This window comes from Kribbella turkmenica, from assembly GCF_004348725.1.
In the GTDB taxonomy this organism is placed as follows: domain Bacteria; phylum Actinomycetota; class Actinomycetes; order Propionibacteriales; family Kribbellaceae; genus Kribbella; species Kribbella turkmenica.
Map to the genome: position 1 here is coordinate 1 of NZ_SMKR01000081.1, position 21,512 is coordinate 21,512.

The following is a 21,512-nucleotide window of genomic DNA, read 5'->3' on the forward strand; positions in this document are numbered from 1 at the left end:
ATCTTCACCTGGTTGACCAGCAGCGCCAGCGCGAGCGACAACGCGAACGTCAGCGGCACGATGAACACCGCGAAGATCGTGAACGTGCCGAGGCTGGACAGGAACGCCTGGTCGGTCAGCATGTCGACGTAGTTCTGCAACCCGACGAACTTCGACGGCGTGACCGTGTTGTAGGCCTCGAAGAAGCTGAGGACCAGGCTCCAGACGATCGGCAGGTAGGAGAAGATCAGCAGGCCGATGACGAACGGCCCGACGAAGATCCAGAACCAGCGGGTGTTGCCCGCGATTCCCTTGGTCCGCCGGGCGCCCCGCCGCCGCTCACCAGTGGCGGCGGGGGCAGCCGTCTTCGTGGGAGCGGTGCTGGTCATCCGAACAGCCGCTGGAGCTCGGTGTTGACGGTCTTCTCGGCTTTGCTGATCTCGGCGGCGGGGTCGGCCCCCTTTCGGATGATGTTGGTGAGCATGTCACCGAAGGCCGTGCCCATCTTCGGAGTCCAGGCCGGGTTGTCGGTGTGGCCGAAGTCCGCGGTCAGCTTGACCGTCTCGGCCGCGACACCGCTCTGCAGCTTGGCCGCCTTGGCGGCGAGACTCTTGCGCGGCGGGATGTGGAAGCCGTAGTTGAGCGACCAGTCCTCCTGGAACTCCTCCTGGTCGATCCACAGCCACTTGACGAACTTCTTCGCCGCGTCGACGTTCGGGCTCTTCGAGGACACGAACTGCGTCCAGCCGCCGGAGTACACGGCCTGCTCGCCCTGAGCGTCCAGCTTCGGGAACGGGATCACGCCGAGGTCGTCGCCGAGCACCTTCTGCATGCCCGGCACCGCCCACATGCCGATCCACTGCATGGCGCACAGGCCCTGGTTGATCGCGCCCGGGTCGGTCCAGTCGGTGGGGGCGCCGAGCAGGACGCTCTTGCTGGCGTACAGCTCGTGCAGCTTCCCGAACGCCTGGGCCGCGCGGTCGTTGGTGAAGCCCGGCTTGTTGTCGTCGGTCAGGTACTCGCCGCCGGAGGACCAGAGCGCCGGCCCGCCCATGGCGAGGCCGCCGTCGTTGCCGACGAAGATGCCCTTCATCTTGTCCGTGGTGAGTTCCTTGGCCGCGGCGATCAGGTCGTCGATCGTCTCCGGCGGCTTGATGCCGGCCTTGTCCAGCAGGCTCTTCTTGTAGTAGATCACCTGCGGGTCGACGATCATCCGGATGCCGTAGATCTTGCCGTCGACGGTGTTGGTGGCCAGGTCACCCGGCTGGAAGTCGTCCTTGACGTCGGCGATGATGTCGTCCAGGGCCACCACCTGGTTGCCCTTGACCATGCCGATGTTCAGCTGGCTCTCGAAGACGTCCGGTCCCTTGTTGGACAGCAGTCCGGCCGACAGCTTGCTGCCGTAGTCACCCGGGGTCCACTGCACGGCGACGTTCGAGTCGGTGTACGCCTTGGCGTACTTGAGGGCCGCTTCCTTGGTGCCGGCCTCGCCGTACTGGTGGTACCACTGCGACAGGTTGACCTTGGCTCCGCCGCCGTCGCCTCCGCCGCCGGACGGTCTGCCGGTGTTGCCCCCGCACGCGGCGGTCAGCGCGGCCAGCGCGGCTAGGCTGCCGGTGCGCTTGAGCAGATCCCGCCGGGTCAGACCGGCGTTCGGAACATGAGCAGGCATAACTTCCACCTTCCCGGGAGCGACGCCGCAGGGGTACGACGCCGACGGTTCCGAGTTACTTAACAGCGTTAAGCATCTCCGATTTCGCACACGCTACAACTCGATCCAACCTCACAACAGCCTTCGGCACATGACGTTTCGAGCACGAGCGTCCCGCACTCATCGATCCCATGCCCTCCGGCCGTAGGTGAATCGTTGGAGAAGTGCCTAGCACCTTCGCTCAAAAGCGCGTCCGGCGCAAGACCGGACGCGCCGTTCCTTGTTCGAAATTGTGGAGTGTTGCTCGGGTTGATACCGGTCCGTGATCAGCCGAAGGTCTCCCCGGCCTCAGCCTTCCGCACCAGCAGTGCCGGCGGCTGGAACCGCTCGCCGTACGCCGCCGCCAGCTCCCGGGCCCTGGTCACGAACTTCGGCAGGCCGTAGGCGTTGACGTACTGCAACGCACCGCCGTGCAGCGGCGGGAACCCGATCCCGAAGATCGAGCCGATGTTGGCGTCGGCGACCGAGCGCAGTACCCCTTCGTCGAGGCACTTGACCGTCTCGAGCGACATCGCGAACGTCATCCGCTCCTGCAGGTCGGTCAACGGGATCTCCGCACCGCGCGTGAAGTGCTCCCGCAGCCCCGGCCACAGCTGCTTCGGCCCGTCCGCGGGATAGTCGTAGAAGCCGGCGCCGGCCGCCTTCCCCCGCCGGTCGAACTCGTTGACCAGCCGGTCCGTCACGGCCATTCCGGGGTGGCCGTCGAACGCACCCGCGTCGTCGCCGGCCGCGAGCGCGGCGTCCCGGATCTTCTGCGGCAGCGTCAGCGTGACCTCGTCGAGCATCGCCAGCGGCGGCGCCGGGAAGCCCATCTGGGTGGCCGCCCGTTCGATCGTCACCGGGTCCACGCCCCCGGCAACCATCGCCGCACCCTCCATCACCAGGGTGCCGAAGACCCGTGAGGTGAAGAATCCACGGCTGTCGTTGACCACGATCGGCGTCTTCCTGAGCTGCCGGACCACGTCGTACGCCGTCGCGATCGCCCGGTCCGAGGTCCGCTTCCCCACGATCAGCTCGACCAGCGGCATCCGGTCGACCGGCGAGAAGAAGTGCATGCCGATCACATCCTCCGGCCGGTCGAGGCCGGCGGCGAGCGAGGTGATCGGCAGGGTCGACGTGTTCGAGCACAGCAGGGCGTCCGGCTCGACCACGCCGGCGATCTCGGCGAAGACCTTCTGCTTGAGCTCCTCGCTCTCGAACACCGCCTCGACCACCAGGTCACACCCGGTCAGGTCGTTCGGGTCCGCGGTCGGCGTGATCCGGCCGAGGAACTCCGCCACCTCGGCCGCGGTCTTCCGGCCCTTCTGCACCTGTTCGGCCAGCAGCTTCTCGGAGTGCGCCTTCCCGCGCTCGGCCGCCTCGAGCGACACGTCCTTCAGCACGACCTCGATGCCCGCCTTCGCGCAGACGTAGGCGATCCCGGCGCCCATCATGCCCGCGCCGAGCACGCCGACCTTGCGGGCCCGGTACTTCGGAACGCCGTCCGGCCGGGACCCGCCGGCGTTGATCGACTGCAGGTCGAAGAAGAACGCCTGGATCATGTTCTTCGCGATCTGCCCGGTCGCCAGCGAGACGAAGTACCGCGACTCGATCCGGGACGCGGTGTCGAAATCGACCTGACTGCCCTCGACCGCGGCGCTCATGATCGCCCGCGGCGCCGGGTACGGCGCGCCCTTCAGCTGCTTGCGCAGGTTCGCCGGGAAGGCCGGCAGGAACGCGGCCAGCTTCGGCGACGACGGCGTACCGCCGGGGATCTTGTAGCCGTCGCGGTCCCACGGCTGCCTGGCATCGCCGTCGTACGACGCGATCCACCGGTACGCCGCGTCCAGCAGATCGTCGGCGGGGACCACCTCGTCGACGATGCCCACGTCAAGCGCCCGCGACGGCTTCATCCGCTGACCCTGGAGCAGCACCTTCGTCAGCGCGTCCTGGAGGCCGAGCATCCGGACCGTCCGGGTCACGCCACCGCCGCCGGGCAGCAGGCCGAGCGTCACCTCGGGGACGCCGAGCTCGATCCGGTGGTCGTCGGCAACGATCCGGTGGTGACAGGCCAGCGCGATCTCGAGCCCGCCGCCGAGCGCCGTACCGTTGATCGCGGCGGCGACCGGGACGCCGAGTGTCTCCAGGGCACGCAGTTGCCGCTTGACCTCCTCGACGGCCGCGAACACCTCGGCCGCGTCGGAGGGCTGGATCCGGGACAGCATCCGCAGGTCGCCACCGGCGAAGAACGTCGGCTTGCCGCTGGTGATCACCACGCCCTTCAGGCCGGACTTCTCGGCCTGCAGGCGTTCGACCACCGCACCCATCGCCGCGACGTAGGCGTCGTTCATCGTGTTCGCCGGCGCGTCGGGGTCGTCGATCGTCAGCGTGACGACACCGTCGACGGTGTTCCAGGAGATCATGCCGCCAGCCTCTCGATGATCGTCGCGACGCCCATCCCGCCGCCTACGCACAGGGTGGCCAGTCCGTACCGGAGCTCGCGCCGCTCCAGTTCGTCCAGCAGGGTTCCGATCAGCATGGCGCCGGTGGCACCGAGCGGGTGGCCGAGCGCGATCGCGCCGCCGTTCACGTTCACCTTCTCGTGCGGTACGCCGAGGTCGTTCATGAAGTGCAGGACGGCGGCCGCGAACGCCTCGTTCATCTCGAACAGGTCGATGTCGTCCACCTCGAGCCCGGCCTTGGCCAGCGCCTTGCGGGCGGCGGGTGCGGGACCGGTCAGCATGATCGTCGGGTCGGCGCCGCTGACCCCGGTCGCGACCACCCGGCCGCGCGGTGCCCGGCCGAGCGCCTCGCCGGCCTTCTCGTTGCCGACGGCAACCAGGGCGGCGCCGTCGACGATGCCGGACGAGTTGCCGGCGTGGTGGACGTGCTCGATCCGCTCCACCGTCAGGTACCTCTCCAGGGCGACCGCGTCGAAGCCGCCGTGCTCCCCGATCGCAGCGAACGACGGCGGCAGGCCCGCCAAAGTCTCGACCGTCGTCCCCGGGCGGACCAGCTGGTCGTGGTCGAGGATCCGCAGGCCGTTGCGGTCGTCGACCGGGACGACCGAGCGGGCGAAGTACCCGTTGGCCCAGGCCTTCGCGGCCCGCGCGTGCGACTCCGCGGCGTACGCGTCGACGTCGGTGCGGGAGAAGCCGTCGAGGGTCGCGATCAGGTCGGCGCTGATGCCCTGCGGGACGAAGTTCGTCGCCAGGGCGGTCTCCGGGTCCATCGCCCAGGCGCCGCCGTCGGACGCCATCGGCACCCGGGACATCGACTCGACGCCGCCGGCCAGGATGAAGTCCTCCCAGCCGGAACGTACTCGCTGAGCCGCTTGATTGACCGCTTCCAGGCCGGACGCGCAGAACCGGTTGAGCTGTACGCCGCCGGTCGTCTCCGGGTAGCCGGCCGCCAGGACCGCCGTCCGCGCGATGTCCATGCCCTGGTCGCCGATCGGAGTGACGACTCCGAGCACCACGTCGTCGATGGCCACCGGGTCCAGGTCGGGATGCCGGTTGCGCAGTTCGTGCAGCAGGCCGGTGATCAGCTGGATCGGCTTGACCTCGTGCAGCGCACCAGTCGGTTTGCCCTTGCCTCTCGGCGTGCGGATCGCGTCGTACAGGAACGCTTCACTGGTCATGGGGCCTCCCGGCCTGGATCGAGGAGTTGAGGGAGCGTGCGACTGGAGTGACGAGGGGAGCCCGGGAGTCGCCGCCCCATGACCCGCCGCGCCGGAGGCGTGGCATCAGTACCGTCATGGACCGATTGTGACAGTTGTGGTGTCACGATGGTCAAGTGGGGCTCGTTATGATCTCCGCCATGTCTGAAGTCGCGGGGGACGATGCGACCCTGACGGTCGACGAGCTGTCGGCGCGGGTCGGAATGACGGTGCGGACGTTGCGGTTCTACGCCGGGCGCGGGCTGATCCCGCCGCCGATCCGGCGGGGCCGGGTGGGGTATTACGGGCCGGAGCACATCGCCCGCCTCGACCTGGTGCGCGAACTGCAGGCGCACGGGTTCACGCTGTCGGCGATCGAGGGGTACCTGGACCGGATCCCGGCCGACGCGACGCCGCAGGACATCGCGCTGCACCGGACGCTGCTGACGCCGTGGATGCGCGACCTGCCGGAGACGCTGGACCGTTCGGCCCTGGTACGCCGTACCGGCCGCGAACTCACCGACGACGACATCGAGATGCTGGTGGCGCTCGGAGTGGTCGAGCCGACGCCCGACGAGGACGTCTTCCAGGTCGCCACCGCCCACCTGAGTCTCGGAGTGGAGCTCCTCGACCTGGACCTGCCGGTCGAGGCCGTGCTCGACGCCGGCCGGATCTTCACCGACCACGGCCGCGCGATCGCGGAGGAGCTCACCGAGGTGTTCCGTACCAAGGTCTGGCCGCACTACCGCGACTCGGGCGGCCCACCGGAGCACATCCAGCAGCTCGTCGAGCGCTTCAAGCCGGTGACCATCCAGGGCCTCGTCCTCGCCTACGAGCGGGCCGTCGGCGAGACCCAGCGCGACACCATCCGCCGCACCCGGAACAAGCGTCGCTAGCGGGTGATGGCGAAGCCGGTGTGACCGGTCGGCTGCTCGTCGAGCACGTCGACCCGGTCCACGCGCGCGTACGGCGGGCCTTGCCGGGCCCAGTCGACCATGCGCCCGACCTCGGCCTCGGGACCTTCGAACAGGGCCTCGACCGTACCGTCGGGGCGGTTGCGGACCCAGCCGGCGACGCCGAGCTTCCGGGCCTCCCGGCGGCAGCTGTCGCGGAAGAAAACGCCCTGGACCAGGCCGTGGACGACGACGCGCCGCGAGATCACTCGTTGGGGACCTTGAGGTAGGTGAGGCCACGCAGGTCCACGTAGGTGTCGGTGGGAGTGGTGACCACGCGCATCAGGACGCCGTCACACCCGGCGCACCGGGCGACCAGGCCGGGGGCGTCGACGTACAGGCGGGTGTCGGCGAAGACACCGGTCTGGCCGCAGCCAGAGCAGCGCGCGATCGCGGACGTGATGTCCACCGCGAACAGCGCACTCAGTGCGCCGGCGGCCGCGTTGCCGTCGAGATGGGTCGCGTCACTCGCTTCGCTCTTCACCACTAGCCTCCTGTCGGCCCGAAACGTTCGGTTCGCACTCTCGCCGGGTCGTGACCGGCCTCGACCAGCAGGTCGGCCACCGTCTCCACGAACGGCGTCGGCCCGCACACGTACGACGTCGGCGCGTCCACCGGCGTGAACGCGTACTGCCCGATCACGTCCGCGTCGATCCGACCGACCCGCGGCTCGCCCGCCGGCGCCTCCCGCGTGTACACCAGCCGGACGTCGACGTGCTCCGACGCGGCCAGCTCCTTCAGGTCGCCCACGAAGATCACCGAGGCGGGGCGCCGTACCGAGTAGATCAGCCGCACCGGCGTCGTACTGCCGGACGTGGCGTGCGCGCGCAGCATCGCCATCAGCGGCGCGATCCCCGATCCCCCGCCGATCAGCTGCACCGGCCCCTCCTGCTCCGGCTTCCACACGAACCAGCCGCCGACCGGCCCACGAACCTCGAACTGGTCACCGACCTTCACCACGTCGACCAGGTACGGCGAGACCTCGCCGTCCGGCACCACCTCGACGGTCAGCTCGATCGTGTCACCGCGCCAGTCGGACGACACCGAGTACGACCGGGACGCCCGGTAGCCGTCCGGCGCGGTCAGCCGGACGTCGAGGTGCTGACCGGCCAGGTGCCCGGCCCAGTCGGGTACGTCGAGGACCAGCGTGCGGGCGGTCGCGGTCTCCGGCCGGATGTCGGTGACCGTGGCGACCTGCCAGCTCAGTCGCCGGCGTAGCGCTGTTCTTTCCATGGATCTCCGTACTCGTGGTAGCCGGCGGTCTCCCAGAAGCCGAGGTCCTCGGAGTCGGACAGGACCAGGCCGCGGACCCACTTGGCGCTCTTCCAGAAGTACAGGTGCGGCACCAGCAGCCGGGCCGGTCCGCCGTGCTCGGGGTCCACCGGCTCGCCGTCGTACTCGTAGGCGATCCAGGCCTGCCCGTCGAGCAGGTCCTCCATCGGCAGGTTGGTCGTGTAGCCGCCGTAGCTGTGCGCCATCGCGAAGTCGGCGGCGGTCTCGACGTCGGCCAGCAGGGTGTCGAGGGAGACACCCTTCCAGCTCGTCTCGAGCTTCGACCACCTGGTCACGCAGTGGATGTCCTTGGTGATCTCCTCGGCCGGCAGCCCCATCAGCCCGGCCCAGTCCCACCGGTACCTCTCCCCCGACTCGCTGGTGACGACGAACTCCCAGTGCTCGGTCCGGATGTGCGGCGTCGGGCCCGCCGACAGCACCGGGAAGTCCTGAGTCAGGTACTGCCCCGGCGGCAGATCCGCCCGGCTCCGCCGACGCCCACCGAACCCCTCCGACACGATCCCCATCGCGACCTCCCTGTGCACCTGAGGGAAGTCAACCACGGCTGGCTCAGATTCCCATCGTCCGGCCGATGATTTCCTTCATGATTTCAGTGGTGCCCCCGTAGATGGTCTGGACGCGGGTGTCCAGGTACGCCTTGGCGATCGGGTACTCGGTCATGACGCCGTAGCCGCCGTACAACTGCAGGCACCGGTCGACGACCTTCTTCTGCAACTCGGTGGTCCACCACTTCGCCATCGCGGCCTCGGCGACGGTGAGGCTGCCGGCATTCAGTTCGCGGATGCAGCGGTCGACGAAGACGCGGGCGATCTGGGTCTCGGTGGCGATCTCGGCGAGCACGAACCGGCTGTTCTGGAACGAGCCGATCGGGCGGCCGAACGCCGTTCGCTCCTTCACGTAGGACAGCGTCGTGGCCAGCAGGTTCTCGCAGGCCGCGGCCGCGACCACCGCGATCGCGAGCCGTTCCTGCGGCAGCTTCTCCATCAGGTAGGCGAAGCCCCTGCCCTCGTCGCCGAGCAGGTTCGCCACCGGGACCCGGACGTCGTCGAAGAACAGTTCGGCGGTGTCCTGCGCCTTGAGCCCGATCTTGTCCAGGTTCCGGCCGCGCTCGAACCCGGGCATGCCGCGCTCGACCACGAGCAGCGAGATGCCCTGCGCACCGGCCGTCGGGTCGGTCCTGGCGACGACGATGACGAGGTCGGCCAGGATGCCGTTCGAGATGAACGTCTTCTGGCCGTTCAGCACGAAGTGGTCACCCTCGCGCCGGGCGGCGGTCCGGATGCCCTGCAGGTCGCTGCCGGCGCCCGGCTCGGTCATTGCGATCGCGGTGATCGTCTCGCCCGAGCAGAAGCCGGGCAGCCAGCGCGCCTTCTGCTCGTCGGTCGCGTAGTCGAGCAGGTAGGCCGAGTTGATGTCGGTGTGGATCGCGAATCCGACTCCGCTCGCGCGGGCCCGGGTCAGTTCCTCGATCACCACGGCGTTGAACCGGAAGTCGCGCGCGCCGCCGCCGCCGTACTCGGACGGCACCATGAAGCCGAGCAGGCCGGCCCGGCCGGCCGCGGTCCAGACCTCGCGCGGGACGATGCCGGCCTCCTCCCAGGCGTCGTGATGCGACACGATCTCCTTCTCGCAGAACGCTCGTGCGGTCTCCCGGAAGGCGTCGTGATCGGCGTCGAAGAGCTCACGTTCCATGGGCGGTTTCCTCTCGGGCGGTGATCAGGACTGGACGGCGGCGCCGGACTCCAGCAGGTCGTCGACGTCGGTGATGCCCCAGTCGGTCAAGGCCTCACGGGTGTGCCGGCCGGCGCGGGCGGGCGGTCGGCCGAGTCCGGTCGGCGTCCGGGAGAAACGCGGCGCGGGCGCCGCCTGGCGGACGCCATCCCTGTCCACAAAGGTGCCCCTGGCAACGAGGTGCGGGTGGTCGGCGGCGAGCGGCAGGACCGCGGTGACACACGCGTCCGAGCCGTCGAACACCTCGGTCCACTCCGCCTGGGTGCGCCCCAGGAAGGCCTCGGCCAGTACCTTCCGGAGCTCCGGCCAGTTCGCCGGGTCGTCGCGATCCGGGGCGGTGACACCCAGCCTGGCCATCAGCTCGTCGTAGAACGGCTGCTCGATCGCGCCGACCGCGACGTGCTTGCCGTCCGCCGTCTCGTACACGTCGTAGAACGGCGCGCCGGTGTCGAGCAGGTTCGTCCCCCGTTCCCGCGTCCAGGCACCGGCGGCGAGCGCGCCGAGCATCATCGTGGTCAGGTGCGCCGAACCGTCGACGATCGCCGCGTCGACGACCTGACCGCGACCACTCCGTTGAGCCTCGTGCAGCGCCGCCAGGACGCCGACCACGAGGTACAGCGAACCGCCGGCGAAGTCTCCGAGCAGGTTCGCCGGGACCTGCGGCGGACCGCCCGCACGGCCGATCAGGTGCAGGGCACCGGACAGCGCGATGTAGTCGATGTCGTGTCCGGCCGCCTGCGCGAGCGGCCCGTCCTGCCCCCAGCCGGTCATCCGCCCGTACACGAGTTTCGGAGTGATCGCGTGCAGGTCGTCCGGGCCGAGCCCGAGCCGCTCGGCGACACCCGGCCGGAACGCCTCGACCAGTACGTCGGCCTGCGCGACCAACCGGCGTACGACGTCGATCGCGGCCGGGCTCTTGAGGTCGAGGGCCACGCTGCGGCGACCGCGGTTGACCAGGTCCAGCTCGGGCGGACCGAAGGACAGGCCGCCGCCGGGCCGGTCGATCCGGAGCACCTCGGCGCCGAGCTCGGCCAGCATCATGCAGGCGAACGGCCCCGGACCGATTCCGGCCAGCTCGACGACCTTGACCCCTTGGAGTGGACCCATGCCGCCTATTGTGACAGTTCCACTGTCACAATCGTCAAGCCATCCTGCGTGCACCGATCAGCGCGCTCAGCGGCAGCAGCACGCTGAGCGTGGTGAGCGCGACCAGCACCGTCGACCACCCGGGCGAGTCGCCCTCGAGGTGCCCGACGTGGAACGCGAAATGCGTCACGGCGAACGCCAGGTAGGCCGCGAGCGCAACCTTCGTCAGCAGCCGGTCGAAGCTGATCGCGGCCGCGCCGAGCACGATGGCCATCCCGAGCTTCATGCCACCGAGGTCGCGGAAGAGATGCTCGCTGTACGGCGGCGTCCAGTCGACCGTCGGCAGGTCGTAGAACGCCGCCGGCAGGAACGCCATCCACACGCCCAGCACGAGCTCGAACGCGGCGAAGACCACCAGGACCGACCGCACGTAGCGGCTCACTCCTTGCCGCCGAGGTAGTCGTCGAAGGTGATGCTGCCGTACGGCGTGCCGGCGACGTTGGCGTGGCCGTCCACGAAGGCCCGGAACACCTTGCCCGGGACGCGGACCGGCACGACCGGCCGCCGCGATCCCCGCGCGGCCTTCCAGGCCCGGGCGAGCTCAGGCACCGGCCGGGTCTCCGGCCCACCGATGTCGGCGGCCCGGCCGATCACCGGGTCGCCCACGAGCTCGGTCAGGCGGGCGGCCACGTCGGAGACGGCGATCGGCTGCAGCGCGGCGGCCGGCGCGAAGAGGGCCGGCGTCCTCAGGCTGAAGACCCGGTCCAGCAGGTTGTGGAACTGGGTGGCCCGCAGGACCGTGTACGACGCCCGGGACTCGATCAGCCGCTCGGCCTCGAGCTTGTGCCGGTAGTACGCCAGCGGGATCCGGTCGATGCCGGCGATCGACATGTACAGCACATGCGCCGACGCCGTCGCGGCGTCGAGCAGGTTGCGGGTCTGGAGAATGTCCTTCTTACCCTGCGCGGTGGCGAGGTGGACGATCATGTCGACGCCATCGGCGGCCGCGCGGATCCCGCTGCCGGTGGTCAGGTCGCCGGTGACCAGGCCTGGACCGGTCCGGCGGCTGAGCACCCGGACCGTGTGGCCGGCGGCGCGAAGGTGTTCGACAGTCGGCCGGCCGAGCGACCCGGTGCCGCCCGTCACGAGGAGAGTTGTCATCTTGGTGTCCTTTCGGGTTCACCAAGGAAGATCCGGCAGCCCTCCGATTCGTGACAGTTGCGCGGCCGTGAACGTGAGTTTGTCCGGATTCATCACGAACCGGAGCTCGGTCACCCCGCCGTCGCCGAAGCCGGCGAAGCAGACCGCCTCGACGCCTCGGGGGCTGACGGCAAGGAACGCCGGCTGCCCGTTCGCCTCGGCGAAGCGGACCTCGAGCCCCTCGCCGTACTTCTGCAGGGCGCCCACCAGGTAGCGCGCGACCCGCTCCCGGCCGGTGAGCGCGTTCCGGGCCGCGAACACCTTCCCGCCGCCGTCGGCCCGGGACACCACGTCCTCGGCGAGCAGCGCCTCCAGCTCGCCGATCTCACCCTGCTGAGCGGCCGCGATGAACCGCTCGACCAGCGTGCGCCATTCGGCCCGGTCGACCCGGCGCTCGCGCCGCGGCTCGGCGGCCACCCGCTTGGACGCCCGGGAGACCAGTTGCCGGGCGTTGGCCTCGGACGTGCCGATCAGCTCGGCGACCTCGCGATGGCTGTACGCGAAGGCTTCGCGCAGCACATACGCCGCCCGCTCGGCCGGGCTGAGCCGTTCGAGCACGACCAGCAAGGCCATCGACACCGAATCACGCTCGGCGACCACGTCCAGCGGGCCGAGCTCCTCGAAGCGCCCGCCGGTGAGCACCGGCTCCGGCAACCACTCCCCCACGTACGTCTCCCGCCGTACCCGGGCCGAGGTGAGTTGCTTGATCGACAGGTTCGTGACGATCTTCGCCAGGTAGGCGTCGGGGTCCTTCACCGCGTCCTGGTCGACGGCCTGCCAGCGCAGCCAGGCCTCCTGGACGATCTCCTCGGCGTCGGCCGCCGTACCCATCATTCGGTAGGCGATCCCGAACAACCGTCCGTGCAGGCGCTCGAAGTCATCCACGCCGATCAGTGTTCCGTACGGAAGGTCTCCGCGGCCTGCTGGATCCTGATGTAGTACTCGGTCCACTCGGTGGCGTCCATCATGTCGGCGTCGGCGCCACCCTGCCCGTCGATCAGCTCGCGAACGAGGTCGGCGTGACCGGCGTGGTGGGCGGTCTCGTCGACCATCCGGATCAGCAAGGCGCCGAACGTCGTCCTGCGCTTGCCCTCGGCCCAGTGTGGGACCTCCGCCGGCGTGTCCAGCGGGAGCTCGGCGATGCTGCGGTCGCTGTGCGCGCACGCCGCCCGGTACAGGTCGGTGATGTACTCGGTGCTTTCGGACGGCAGCGCCCACATGTCGGCGCCGTCCCAGATCGAGCCGTCCTCCTCCCACGGCAGCGGCTTCTCCGGCGGCCGGCCGACGCTCGTGCCGAGGTAGACCCACTCGAGGCCGGCGAGGTGCTTGACCAGGCCGAGGAGGTTCGTCCCCGACGGCACCAGCGGGCGGCGCCGGTCGTACTCGGACAGGCCGTCCAGTTTCGCGAGGAGCAGGGCCCGTGTGGCCTGGAGGTACTTCTGCAGCTCGATTGCCAGTGGATCCGTCATGCCGAAACGGTAACCGGACCATCAGACAGTTTTCGGTGCTCCGGGTGGGACGAACGGCGGCGTGGCCGGCCCGCGCTCGATCAGGGCCATCAGCGCGGCCGTGTCGACGTGGGAGTCGATCGCGTCGGCGAGCCCGTCGAGGCGCGCCTCCCGGACAGCGGCGAACGAGACCGTGCCGTCGGGCGCCGGTTTCCCCGTCAGCCCGGCGACCTCGGTCAGGAACGCGTGCCGCGCCGCGTCGTCGTCGAGCAGCCCGTGCCAGATCGTGCCCCAGGTGTTCCCGGCCCGGCACCCGCCGGGGAAGGCCGCGGCGTCCCCGGTCGCCGTCACCACGCCGTGGTGGATCTCGTACGCCGTCGGTGCCGGCCTGGTCAGCACCTTCGCCGGCTCGAACACCGTTGCAACCGGCAACAATTCGAGCCCGGTGTGCTCACCGCCGCCCTCGACCCCGTGCGGATCCTCGATCGCACCGCCGAGCAGCTGATACCCACCGCAGATCCCGAGCACGGGCCGACCCGCGGCGACCCGAGCGGTGACCGCGTCGGCGAGCCCCTGCTCCCGCATCCACCGCAGGTCCGCCACGGTCGCCCGCGACCCCGGGAGGACGACGAGATCGGCGTCCCGCACCTCGGCCGGGCTCGCCGTGAAGAACACGCTGTTCGTAGGCTCGACCGCGAGCGCGTCCAGGTCGGTGAAATTGCTGATCCGCGGGAAGCGCACGACCGCGATCGTCAGCACGTCCGCCGCCGACGTCCGGCGTACCGGGATGTCCAGGGCGTCCTCGGAGTCCAGCCACAGCTCGGGCAACCACGGGAGGACGCCGTACGTCGGCCGGCCGGTCACCGAGCTGAGCATGTCGATCCCCGGCTGCAGCAGCGACACGTCACCGCGGAACTTGTTCACCAGGAATCCGCTGATCAACGCCTGGTCCGCGGCGTCGAGCAACGCGACCGTACCGAACATCGAGGCGAACACCCCACCACGATCGATGTCGCCGACCACCACCACCGGCGACCGGGTGTGCTGGGCGAGGCCCATGTTCACGTAGTCGGACTGCCGCAGGTTGATCTCGGTCGGACTGCCCGCACCCTCGCTGATCACCACGTCGTACCGCGTTGCCAGATCGTCGTACGCCGCGAACGCCGCCTTCGCCAGCTCGGCCCGCTCGGTGAGGAAACCGCGGGCGGAAAGCTCGCCCCACGGTTCCCCCATCAGCACGACATGGCTGCGGCGGTCGCTGCCTGGTTTGAGCAGCACCGGGTTCATCGCGGCCTCCGGCTCCGCGCCGGCGGCCACCGCCTGGATCCACTGCGCCCGGCCGATCTCGGCGCCGTCCGCGCAGACCATCGAGTTGTTCGACATGTTCTGCGCCTTGTACGGCGCCACCCGGACACCCTGCCGCGCCAGCCACCGGCACAACCCGGTGACCACGGTCGTCTTCCCCGCGTCGGACGTCGTACCGGCGATCAGCAAAGAGCCCACGGTCAGTCAGCGGGAGCCGCGAGCTTCAGCACATCGGCGGTCGGCAGCCTGGCGAGGTCGGCGCCGTCGACGAGCAGCTTCGACGCGCGGACGCCGCTGCCGATCACCACCGGTCCGGCGTTCGCGACCGCCTCGTCGACCAGGACCGGCCAGTCGGCGGGCAGTCCGATCGGCGTGATGCCGCCGTACTCCATGCCGGTCGAGCCGACCGCGTCGTCCTGGGCGGCGAACGAGATCTTCCGGACGCCGAGGTGCTTGCGGATCACGCCGTTCACGTCGGCCCGGTGGGTCGCGAGCACCATCACCGCGGCGTACGTCGACTCACCGGCCCGCTTGCCGTGGACGATCACGCAGTTCGCCGACGCGGCCATCGGTACGTCGTACTCCGCGCAGAAGGCGGCCGTGTCGGCCAGGCCCGGATCGATCGGTGCCGCGTACCCCGGGATCGCGCCGAGACCGGCCCGGACGGGCGCCGCCAGCAACTCCGGCACCTCGGCGGCGGGCCGCCACTCGAGCTTGCCCAGTACCGGCCCGGTCACTCGCCGGCTCGCTTGACCAGGTCGGCGTACTCGGTGTGCTCGGCGAGGAAGTCCTGGTAGTACGGGCAGGCCGGCTTGACCCGCAGCCCGGCGTCCCGGGCGTCGTCCAGCGACTTGGTCGCGATCCGGCCGGCCACGCCACGGCCGCGGAACTCGGGCAGCGTCTCGGCGTGCAGGAAGGCGATCACGTCGGAATACAGCTTGTAGTCCACGAAGCCCATCAGGTTGCCGTCCCCGTCGACCGCCTCGTACCGGCTCCGCTCCTTGGCGTCCACCACGCTGATCTCGTTCTCCATGCCAGCCACTCTAGAGGCCGGTTCCACGGACCGGCCCGGCGTGTCGGCGCACCGGGGCGAACTTGTCGACCGCCGACAGCCTGTTGCCGTGGACAGGCGGTAGCATCGCGGGCTGAAATGGGTGTGGGGACGGGCACGGGCTGCCCCTGTCTACCCCGGGCAGAGAGAGGACGTGGGTGAGGATTTGACGGTGGCGGGTGGAGACGGCGGACCGACCGCTCTCCGGATCATGCTCGGCGGACAGCTGCGGCGGATGCGGGAGCAGGCCGGGATCAGCCGCGCCGACGCCGGCTGGCAGATCCGCGCCTCCGAGTCCAAGGTCAGCCGGATGGAGCTCGGCCGGGTCGGGTTCAAGGAACGCGACGTCAGCGACCTGCTCGAGCTCTACGGGATGACGGACGAGCAGGAGCGCTTCCGGCTGATGGAGCTCGCCCGGGCGGCGAACAACCCCGGCTGGTGGTCGCGGTACGGCGACGTGATGCCGACCTGGTTCACCAACTACGTCGGCCTGGAGGTCGCGGCGACGCTGATCCGGACCTACGAGGTGATGTTCGTTCCGGGCCTGCTGCAGACCGAGGAGTACGCCCGCGCGGTCGTCCAGATGGGCCGGGCGTACCTGCCGAACGACGAGATCGAGCAGCGCGTCGCGCTGCGGGTGGCCCGGCAGCAGATCCTCACCCGGGCGAACCCGGCCCGCCTCTGGGTGGTCATCGACGAGTCCGTGCTGCGCCGCCCGGTCGGCGGCGAGGAGATCATGCGGGCCCAGATCGAGCACCTGATGAAGTGGGCCCAGCAGCCGAACATCACCCTGCAGGTGATGCCGTTCAGCAGCGTCGGCTACCCGGGCGCGGGCGGTGCGTTCAGCCTGTTGCGGTTCCCCGACGGCGACCTGCCGGACATCGTGTACATCGAGCACGCCGCCAGCGCGCTCTACCTCGACAAGCTCGACGAGGTCGACGAGTACGTCGCCATCATGGAGGCGCTCACCATCGCGGCGGCGCCGGTGTCGCAGACCGAGAACTTGCTGAAGGGTGCACTGGCCAGAATGGACTGAGCCCCCGGGACCGTCAGGATCCCAGGGGCTCAGGTGCGACGCTCAGACGACCCGGAGGTCGACCTTCAGGTTGCCGCGGGTGGCGTTGGAGTACGGGCAGACCTCGTGCGCCCTGGCGACCAGCTCCTCGGCGGCGCCCCGGTCGGTACCCGGCAGGCTGACCTCGAGCACGACCTCCAGCCCGTAGCCGGCACCGCCGTTGATCGGGCCGATGCCGACCTCGGCCGTCACGGTCGATCCCTCGGCGTCCTGGCGGGACCGGCGCGCGATCACTGTGAGCGCGCTGTGGAAACAGGCCGCGTACCCGGCCGCGAACAGCTGCTCCGGGTTGGTGCCCTTACCGTCGCCACCCATCTCGACCGGCGGCGCGACGACCACGTCGAGCTTGCCGTCGTTGCTGGCGACCTTGCCGTCACGACCGCCCTGGGCGGTGGCCTTGGCGGTGTACAGAACCTTCTCTACTGCGATGGTCACAGGGATCTCCGGGGAGTCAGCGGGTGGGGTCGAGCACGAGCTTGCCGACGGTGCGGCGAGCCCGGAGGTCTGCGTGTGCGGTGGCCGCCTCGGACAGCGGGTACTCGCCGCCGACGATCGGGCGCAACGTGCCGTTCGCGGTCAGGTCGAACAGCTCGGCCAGCGGGTCACCGAGCAGCGCGGGCTCGCGGAAGCAGTCGGCCAGCCAGAATCCGGCGATGGTCTTCGAGCCCTTCATCAGCCGGCTCGCGTCGATCGGCGCGGCCGCCTGCCGGGACGCGGCACCGAAGGTGACGAGGCGGCCGAACCGGGCGAGCGCCGCGAACGACTCGTCGAACGCCGGCCCGCCGACCATCTCCAGCACGATGTCGACCGGCTTGCCGGCGTTCGCCTCGAGGATGCGGTCCTTGAGGCCGTCCGGCGTACCGTCGACGGCGGCGTCGGCGCCGAGCTCGAGCACCTGTTTGCGCTTCTCGTCGGTGGACGCGGCGGCGATCACGCGGCCGGCGCCCCACAGCTTGGCGAGCTGAACGGCGAGGGACCCGACGCCACCGGCGCCGGCGTGCACGAGCACTGATTCACCGGACCGCAGATGCGTCGACGTCCGCAGCAGGTGCCACGCCGTCGTGCCCTGGAGCACCAGCGCAAGCGCCTGCCCGTCGCTCACGCCTTCCGGAACCTCCCAGACGTACGGCGCGTGCGCGACCGCCCTCTCGGCATAGCCGCCGGACCCGACCAGCGCGACGACCCGGCGGCCGTCACCGGTCCGGCCGACGACCTCGCCGCCCGGGATCAACGGCAGCACGGTCCGGGAGAGGTACGAGTTCTCCACCTGGTGCGTGTCCGCGTAGTTGATGCCCGCGCGATCGACGGTGATCAGGACCTGCCCGTCAGCGGCGGCCGGCTCCGGGACGTCGCTGACCTCGAGCACCTCGGGCCCGCCGAACTCGGTGATCTGAATGGCTCGCATACACCGTACTATACACTGTACGTTATCGGAGATCGACGGGAGGTGCGTCACATGGCGAGGACACCGCGCAACACGCTCAGCTCCGAGCTGATCGTGCGGACCGCACTGGATTTGATGGAGTGCAAGGGCACCGACGGCTTCAGCCTGCGCGGCGTGGCCGCGGAGCTCGGCGTCGGCCCGATGGCGCTCTACACCTACTTCCGCAACAAGAACGACCTGTACGACGCTGTCCGCGACCACCTGATGGCTCTGCTGCCCGCCGTACCGGAGGACGCGGCCTGGCCCGACCAGGTGCGCTCGGTCTGCCGGGGCCTGCGGCTGCTGATGCTCCAACATCCTTGCCTCGCGCAACTACTGGCCGGCCGCCCGTTGAGCGGCCACGAGACCGCCCGGGTCGCCGAGGGGCTGCTCGGTGTCCTGCGGAACGCGGGGTTCGAGCCGGAGGTCGCGGCGCGGACGCACACCACCCTGTTCACCTACGTGCTCGGAGCAACGTCCTGGGAGATCCAGATGGCCGCCGAGCGCCGGGATCCGGAGGCCTGGCGGCGGCTGCGGACGACGATGGAGTCGCTGTCCGCGCGGGAGTTCCCGACGGTCGTCGAGCTGGCGCCCGAGCTGGCCAGGACGACCGGCGGCGACGAGCAGTTCGACTACGGCCTGGACCTGCTGCTGGCCGGGCTGCGGGTCAGAACACCATCGTGACGATGGCGACGACGCCGATGCAGACGATCAGCGCGCGCAGCGCGACCGGCGGGAGCCGCCGGCCGTAGCGCGCGCCGAGGAAGCCGCCGACGGTCGACCCGACCGCGATCAGGCCGGCGGCCAGCCAGTCGACGTCGGCGACGATGATGAACAGCACCGCCGCGACCGTGTTCACGAAGGTCGCGAGCACGTTCTTCAGGCCGTTCATCCGCTGCAGGTCCGGGTCCAGGCCGAGACCGAGGATGGCCATCAGCAGCACGCCTTGCGCGGCGCCGAAGTACCCGCCGTAGATGCCGGTGGCAAAAACCGCCGGGATCACCCACCAGGCGCCGCGGTGGGTGTGCGAGGGGACGCTGATCCAATTCTTCAGCCACGGCTGCAGTGCGACCAGCAGGCACCCGAGCAGGATCAGCACCGGGACGACGGCGTGGAACGCGGAGTCGGGCAATGTCAGCAGCAGCACGGCGCCGACGACACCGCCGATCAGCGAGGCCGGGATCAGCCGGATCATCCGGCCGCGCTGGCCCTCGAGCTCACGCCGGTAGCCGATCGCTCCGGCCGCCGTACCGGGGGCCAGACCGACACTGTTGCTCACGTTCGCCAGCACCGGCGGAATGCCGACGGCGAGCAGGGCGGGGAAGGTCAGCAACGTGCCCGACCCCACCACGGCGTTGATCGTGCCCGCGCCAACCCCTGCCACCAGGACGAACAGCGCCTCGAACCATGTCATCGCTGCCAGACTTTACGCACCTGACCGGCGGATCCGCTCATCGGTCCGGCCGTTGAGCAGGCAGGTTTCGGTGGTGTCACAACAGCAAGCCGCCCCGGCGACCCGGGGCGGCTTCGACTGCTCTGCTTCGGCTGCTCAGCGCTCGAGCGGCGGCTCGGGCGATGGCGGCTCCGGAGTCTGGCCGGCCGGCTTCTGACCGGCCGGGTCCTGACCGGCCTGGTCCTGACCGGCCGGCTTCTGGCCGACCGGGTTCTGGCCGACCGAGGGCGGCGTCTGCTGCTGGCCGCGGGCGCTGACCGCCGCGTTCTGCGCGGCCGCGATCGCCTCGGCGACCGCGTTGTCGGCCTCGGCCACGGCCGCGTCCGGCGTCGCTTCCGAACCGCTGTCGATCGCCGGGACCTCACCGTTGGCGAGCTCCGGCGCCTCCCACGACCCCTCGGCCTTCTGCGGAATGCCGGCGACCTGGCCGACCGCGCTGCCGAGACCCTTGAGCGCGTCGCCGATCTCGCTCGGCACGATCCACAGCTTGTTCGCGTCGCCCTGGGCGATCGACGGCAGCATCTGCAGGTACTGGTAGGCGAGCAGGCCCTGGTCCGGCTTGCCGGCGTGGATCGCGTTGAAGACGGTGGTGATGGCCTGGGCCTCACCCTGCGCCTTGAGGATCCGGGCCTCCCGCTCGGCCTGCGCCCGCAGGATCCGGGACTCCCTGTCACCCTGGGCGGTGAGGATCGCGGACTGCTTCTGGCCTTCGGCCGAGAGCACCGCGGACTGCCGCATGCCCTCGGCGGTCAGGATCGCCGCGCGCTTGTCGCGGTCGGCGCGCATCTGCTTCTCCATCGAGTCCTGGATCGACGGCGGCGGGTCGATCGAGCGGAGCTCGACCCGGTTGACCCGGATGCCCCACTTGCCGGTCGCCTCGTCCAGCACGTACCGGAGCTTCTCGTTGATCTCCTCGCGCGACGTCAGCGTCTGCTCCAGGTCCATGCCACCGATGATGTTGCGCAGCGTCGTCATGGTCAGCTGCTCGATCGCCTGGATGTAGTTGGAGATCTCGTACGTCGCCCGGACCGGGTCGTTCACCTGGAAGTAGATGACGGAGTCGATCGACACCATCAGGTTGTCCTCGGTGATGACGCCCTGCGGCGGGAACGCGACCACCTGCTCGCGCATGTCGATGGTGTAGCGGACCTTGTCGACGAACGGGGTCAGCAGATTCAGGCCCGGCTGCAACCCGGTCTTGAACTTGCCGAACCGTTCGACGATCCCGACGGTCTGCTGCTGCACCACCCGCACCGACTTGACCAACGTGACGATCACCAGCAAGGCGACCACTGCCAGTACTACGAGGAACGCGGTCACTGGACCCTCCACTCGACAGAACCCTCAGGACGGACAGTCTTTCCTATCGACGGTCCACTCGGCGTGCCGGTTCCACGGCGCGTCGGCTGCCTGATCGTGCAGGGACTTCTGTCGTCCCTGCTTCCGACAGTACTGCGCTCCCCCGGTCACTCAACCGGGATGACGCCGCTCAGCTCTGTGGCGGGTCGGTCGGGTTCGGATCCTGGCGGGTCGGTTGCGGGTCGGGCAGTTGATGGAGTGAGTCGCCGACCGGGTAGACGACGGCGGTGGCGCCGTCGACCGACATGATCTCCACCCGCGTCCCCGGCGCGATCGTGGACACCTCGTCGAACGGGCGGGCCGTCCAGAGGTCGGTGCCAAGCCGGATCGAGCCGCCGCCGTCCGGGTGGATCTCCTTGACCACGGTGCCGGTCCGGCCGATGACGTGCGCCGAGCCGGTCTTCAGCTCGCCGGAGTGATGGAACTTGCGCGCCAGCAACGGACGGATGGCCACCAGCATGGCCGCGGCCGTAATCAGCCCGACGACGATCTGCAGCCAGAGCAGCCCCGGGAAGACGACCGCGATCCCGGCGGCGGTGAGCGCGCCGGCCGCCAGCATCAACAAGGTGAAGTCGAGCGAAGCCAGTTCGGCCAGACCGAGGACGGCGGCCACTGTCAGCCATGCCGCCCAGATGTTGTCCCGCAGCCAATCCATCATCTGCCAAGCCTATCCAGGTTGAGGGCTCCAGACACGACACCCGCGGTTCCGACAACCTATCGACGTACCAAGACTCCCGCCGGATCCGCCCACACCCTCGTGGGTCGGCCCACCAGAGTGTGGGTTGGCATCCGGGAATTCGGGTGGTCA

24 protein-coding genes and 1 pseudogene are annotated in these 21,512 nt (G+C 69.9%); 3 read left to right on the plus strand and 22 right to left on the minus strand.

The window, feature by feature from the left end; genetic code table 11:
- The 4 genes and pseudogenes from E1218_RS19150 to E1218_RS19165 all read right to left on the minus strand — a co-directional run.
- Positions 1–368: pseudogene (locus E1218_RS19150) on the minus strand (sugar ABC transporter permease); the annotation flags it as partial.
- Complete coding sequence (locus E1218_RS19155) at positions 365–1,651, minus strand: ABC transporter substrate-binding protein (protein ID WP_132322023.1); 1,287 nt, start codon at positions 1,649–1,651, stop codon at positions 365–367. The gene E1218_RS19155 and the pseudogene E1218_RS19150, both read right to left, overlap by 4 nt.
- Before the next feature lie 305 nt (positions 1,652–1,956).
- Complete coding sequence (locus E1218_RS19160; RefSeq protein ID WP_132322025.1) at positions 1,957–4,092, minus strand: 3-hydroxyacyl-CoA dehydrogenase NAD-binding domain-containing protein; 2,136 nt, start codon at positions 4,090–4,092, stop codon at positions 1,957–1,959.
- Positions 4,089–5,309: an acetyl-CoA C-acetyltransferase gene (locus E1218_RS19165; RefSeq protein WP_132322027.1), complete on the minus strand. Its 1,221-nt coding sequence runs from the start codon at positions 5,307–5,309 to the stop codon at positions 4,089–4,091. Before E1218_RS19165 ends, E1218_RS19160 begins: the two co-directional genes overlap by 4 nt.
- Before the next feature lie 179 nt (positions 5,310–5,488).
- Here E1218_RS19165 and E1218_RS19170 point away from each other — a divergent pair, with 179 nt between their 5' ends.
- Positions 5,489–6,223: a MerR family transcriptional regulator gene (locus tag E1218_RS19170; RefSeq protein ID WP_165949330.1), complete on the plus strand. Its 735-nt coding sequence runs from the start codon at positions 5,489–5,491 to the stop codon at positions 6,221–6,223.
- Here the strand turns inward: E1218_RS19170 and E1218_RS19175 are convergent.
- Genes E1218_RS19175 through E1218_RS19235 form a run of 13 tightly spaced genes read right to left on the minus strand, consistent with a single transcriptional unit; the run spans position 6,220 to position 15,376 of the window.
- The gene (locus E1218_RS19175; RefSeq protein ID WP_132322029.1) at positions 6,220–6,489 is read right to left on the minus strand and encodes an acylphosphatase; all 270 of its coding nucleotides are present in this window, start codon (positions 6,487–6,489) and stop codon (positions 6,220–6,222) included. The genes E1218_RS19170 and E1218_RS19175 overlap by 4 nt on opposite strands.
- Positions 6,486–6,764 (minus strand): DUF6510 family protein, encoded by a 279-nt coding sequence (locus E1218_RS19180; protein ID WP_132322031.1) that lies wholly within the window; start codon positions 6,762–6,764, stop codon positions 6,486–6,488. Before E1218_RS19180 ends, E1218_RS19175 begins: the two co-directional genes overlap by 4 nt.
- A gap of 2 nt (positions 6,765–6,766) precedes the next feature.
- A complete protein-coding gene (locus tag E1218_RS19185; RefSeq protein ID WP_132322033.1) occupies positions 6,767–7,513 on the minus strand; it encodes a ferredoxin reductase in 747 nt (248 codons plus the stop codon).
- Positions 7,483–8,079 carry a sulfite oxidase-like oxidoreductase gene (locus E1218_RS19190; protein ID WP_132322035.1) on the minus strand — a complete coding sequence of 199 codons (597 nt, stop codon included), beginning with the start codon at positions 8,077–8,079 and terminating at the stop codon, positions 7,483–7,485. Before E1218_RS19190 ends, E1218_RS19185 begins: the two co-directional genes overlap by 31 nt.
- A 43-nt stretch (positions 8,080–8,122) precedes the next feature.
- Positions 8,123–9,265, minus strand: a complete 1,143-nt coding sequence (locus E1218_RS19195) for an acyl-CoA dehydrogenase family protein (RefSeq protein ID WP_132322037.1) — start codon at positions 9,263–9,265, stop codon at positions 8,123–8,125.
- A 24-nt stretch (positions 9,266–9,289) separates the two neighbouring features.
- Positions 9,290–10,411, minus strand: a complete 1,122-nt coding sequence (locus tag E1218_RS19200) for a CaiB/BaiF CoA transferase family protein (RefSeq protein WP_132322039.1) — start codon at positions 10,409–10,411, stop codon at positions 9,290–9,292.
- 34 nt (positions 10,412–10,445) lie between these two features.
- A complete protein-coding gene (locus E1218_RS19205) occupies positions 10,446–10,820 on the minus strand; it encodes a hypothetical protein (RefSeq protein ID WP_132322041.1) in 375 nt (124 codons plus the stop codon).
- 8 nt (positions 10,821–10,828) lie between these two features.
- Positions 10,829–11,551 (minus strand): SDR family oxidoreductase, encoded by a 723-nt coding sequence (locus tag E1218_RS19210; RefSeq protein ID WP_132322043.1) that lies wholly within the window; start codon positions 11,549–11,551, stop codon positions 10,829–10,831.
- Between the two features lie 18 nt (positions 11,552–11,569).
- Positions 11,570–12,475, minus strand: coding sequence for an RNA polymerase sigma-70 factor (locus E1218_RS19215; RefSeq protein WP_233712320.1), 906 nt, complete (start codon positions 12,473–12,475; stop codon positions 11,570–11,572).
- A gap of 5 nt (positions 12,476–12,480) precedes the next feature.
- Entirely contained in the window at positions 12,481–13,059 is a 579-nt protein-coding gene (locus tag E1218_RS19220) for a DinB family protein (protein WP_132322045.1), read from the minus strand.
- A 21-nt stretch (positions 13,060–13,080) separates the two neighbouring features.
- Positions 13,081–14,541 (minus strand): cobyric acid synthase, encoded by a 1,461-nt coding sequence (locus E1218_RS19225; protein ID WP_132322047.1) that lies wholly within the window; start codon positions 14,539–14,541, stop codon positions 13,081–13,083.
- A gap of 2 nt (positions 14,542–14,543) precedes the next feature.
- Complete coding sequence (locus E1218_RS19230; RefSeq protein ID WP_132322049.1) at positions 14,544–15,080, minus strand: YbaK/EbsC family protein; 537 nt, start codon at positions 15,078–15,080, stop codon at positions 14,544–14,546.
- Entirely contained in the window at positions 15,077–15,376 is a 300-nt protein-coding gene (locus tag E1218_RS19235; protein ID WP_132322051.1) for a GNAT family N-acetyltransferase, read from the minus strand. The genes E1218_RS19230 and E1218_RS19235 overlap by 4 nt, the downstream gene beginning before the upstream one ends.
- A 229-nt stretch (positions 15,377–15,605) precedes the next feature.
- Here E1218_RS19235 and E1218_RS19240 point away from each other — a divergent pair, with 229 nt between their 5' ends.
- On the plus strand, positions 15,606–16,430 hold the full coding sequence (locus E1218_RS19240; RefSeq protein WP_132322083.1) for a helix-turn-helix domain-containing protein: 825 nt from the start codon (positions 15,606–15,608) through the stop codon (positions 16,428–16,430).
- A gap of 42 nt (positions 16,431–16,472) precedes the next feature.
- Here the strand turns inward: E1218_RS19240 and E1218_RS19245 are convergent, their stop codons facing one another.
- A complete protein-coding gene (locus E1218_RS19245) occupies positions 16,473–16,904 on the minus strand; it encodes an organic hydroperoxide resistance protein (protein ID WP_132322053.1) in 432 nt (143 codons plus the stop codon).
- 16 nt (positions 16,905–16,920) lie between these two features.
- The gene (locus E1218_RS19250) at positions 16,921–17,874 is read right to left on the minus strand and encodes a quinone oxidoreductase family protein (RefSeq protein WP_132322055.1); all 954 of its coding nucleotides are present in this window, start codon (positions 17,872–17,874) and stop codon (positions 16,921–16,923) included.
- A gap of 51 nt (positions 17,875–17,925) precedes the next feature.
- On the opposite strand from E1218_RS19250, the gene E1218_RS19255 reads away from it, so the two are divergent.
- On the plus strand, positions 17,926–18,576 hold the full coding sequence (locus E1218_RS19255; RefSeq protein WP_132322057.1) for a TetR/AcrR family transcriptional regulator: 651 nt from the start codon (positions 17,926–17,928) through the stop codon (positions 18,574–18,576).
- Here the strand turns inward: E1218_RS19255 and E1218_RS19260 are convergent.
- The 3 genes from E1218_RS19260 to E1218_RS19270 form a co-directional block, all read right to left on the minus strand.
- Complete coding sequence (locus E1218_RS19260; protein WP_132322059.1) at positions 18,560–19,306, minus strand: sulfite exporter TauE/SafE family protein; 747 nt, start codon at positions 19,304–19,306, stop codon at positions 18,560–18,562. The genes E1218_RS19255 and E1218_RS19260 overlap by 17 nt on opposite strands.
- A gap of 135 nt (positions 19,307–19,441) precedes the next feature.
- Positions 19,442–20,665 carry an SPFH domain-containing protein gene (locus E1218_RS19265; protein WP_233712321.1) on the minus strand — a complete coding sequence of 408 codons (1,224 nt, stop codon included), beginning with the start codon at positions 20,663–20,665 and terminating at the stop codon, positions 19,442–19,444.
- A gap of 169 nt (positions 20,666–20,834) precedes the next feature.
- A complete protein-coding gene (locus E1218_RS19270) occupies positions 20,835–21,362 on the minus strand; it encodes an NfeD family protein (protein WP_132322061.1) in 528 nt (175 codons plus the stop codon).
- Between the last annotated feature and the right edge of the window lie 150 nt (positions 21,363–21,512).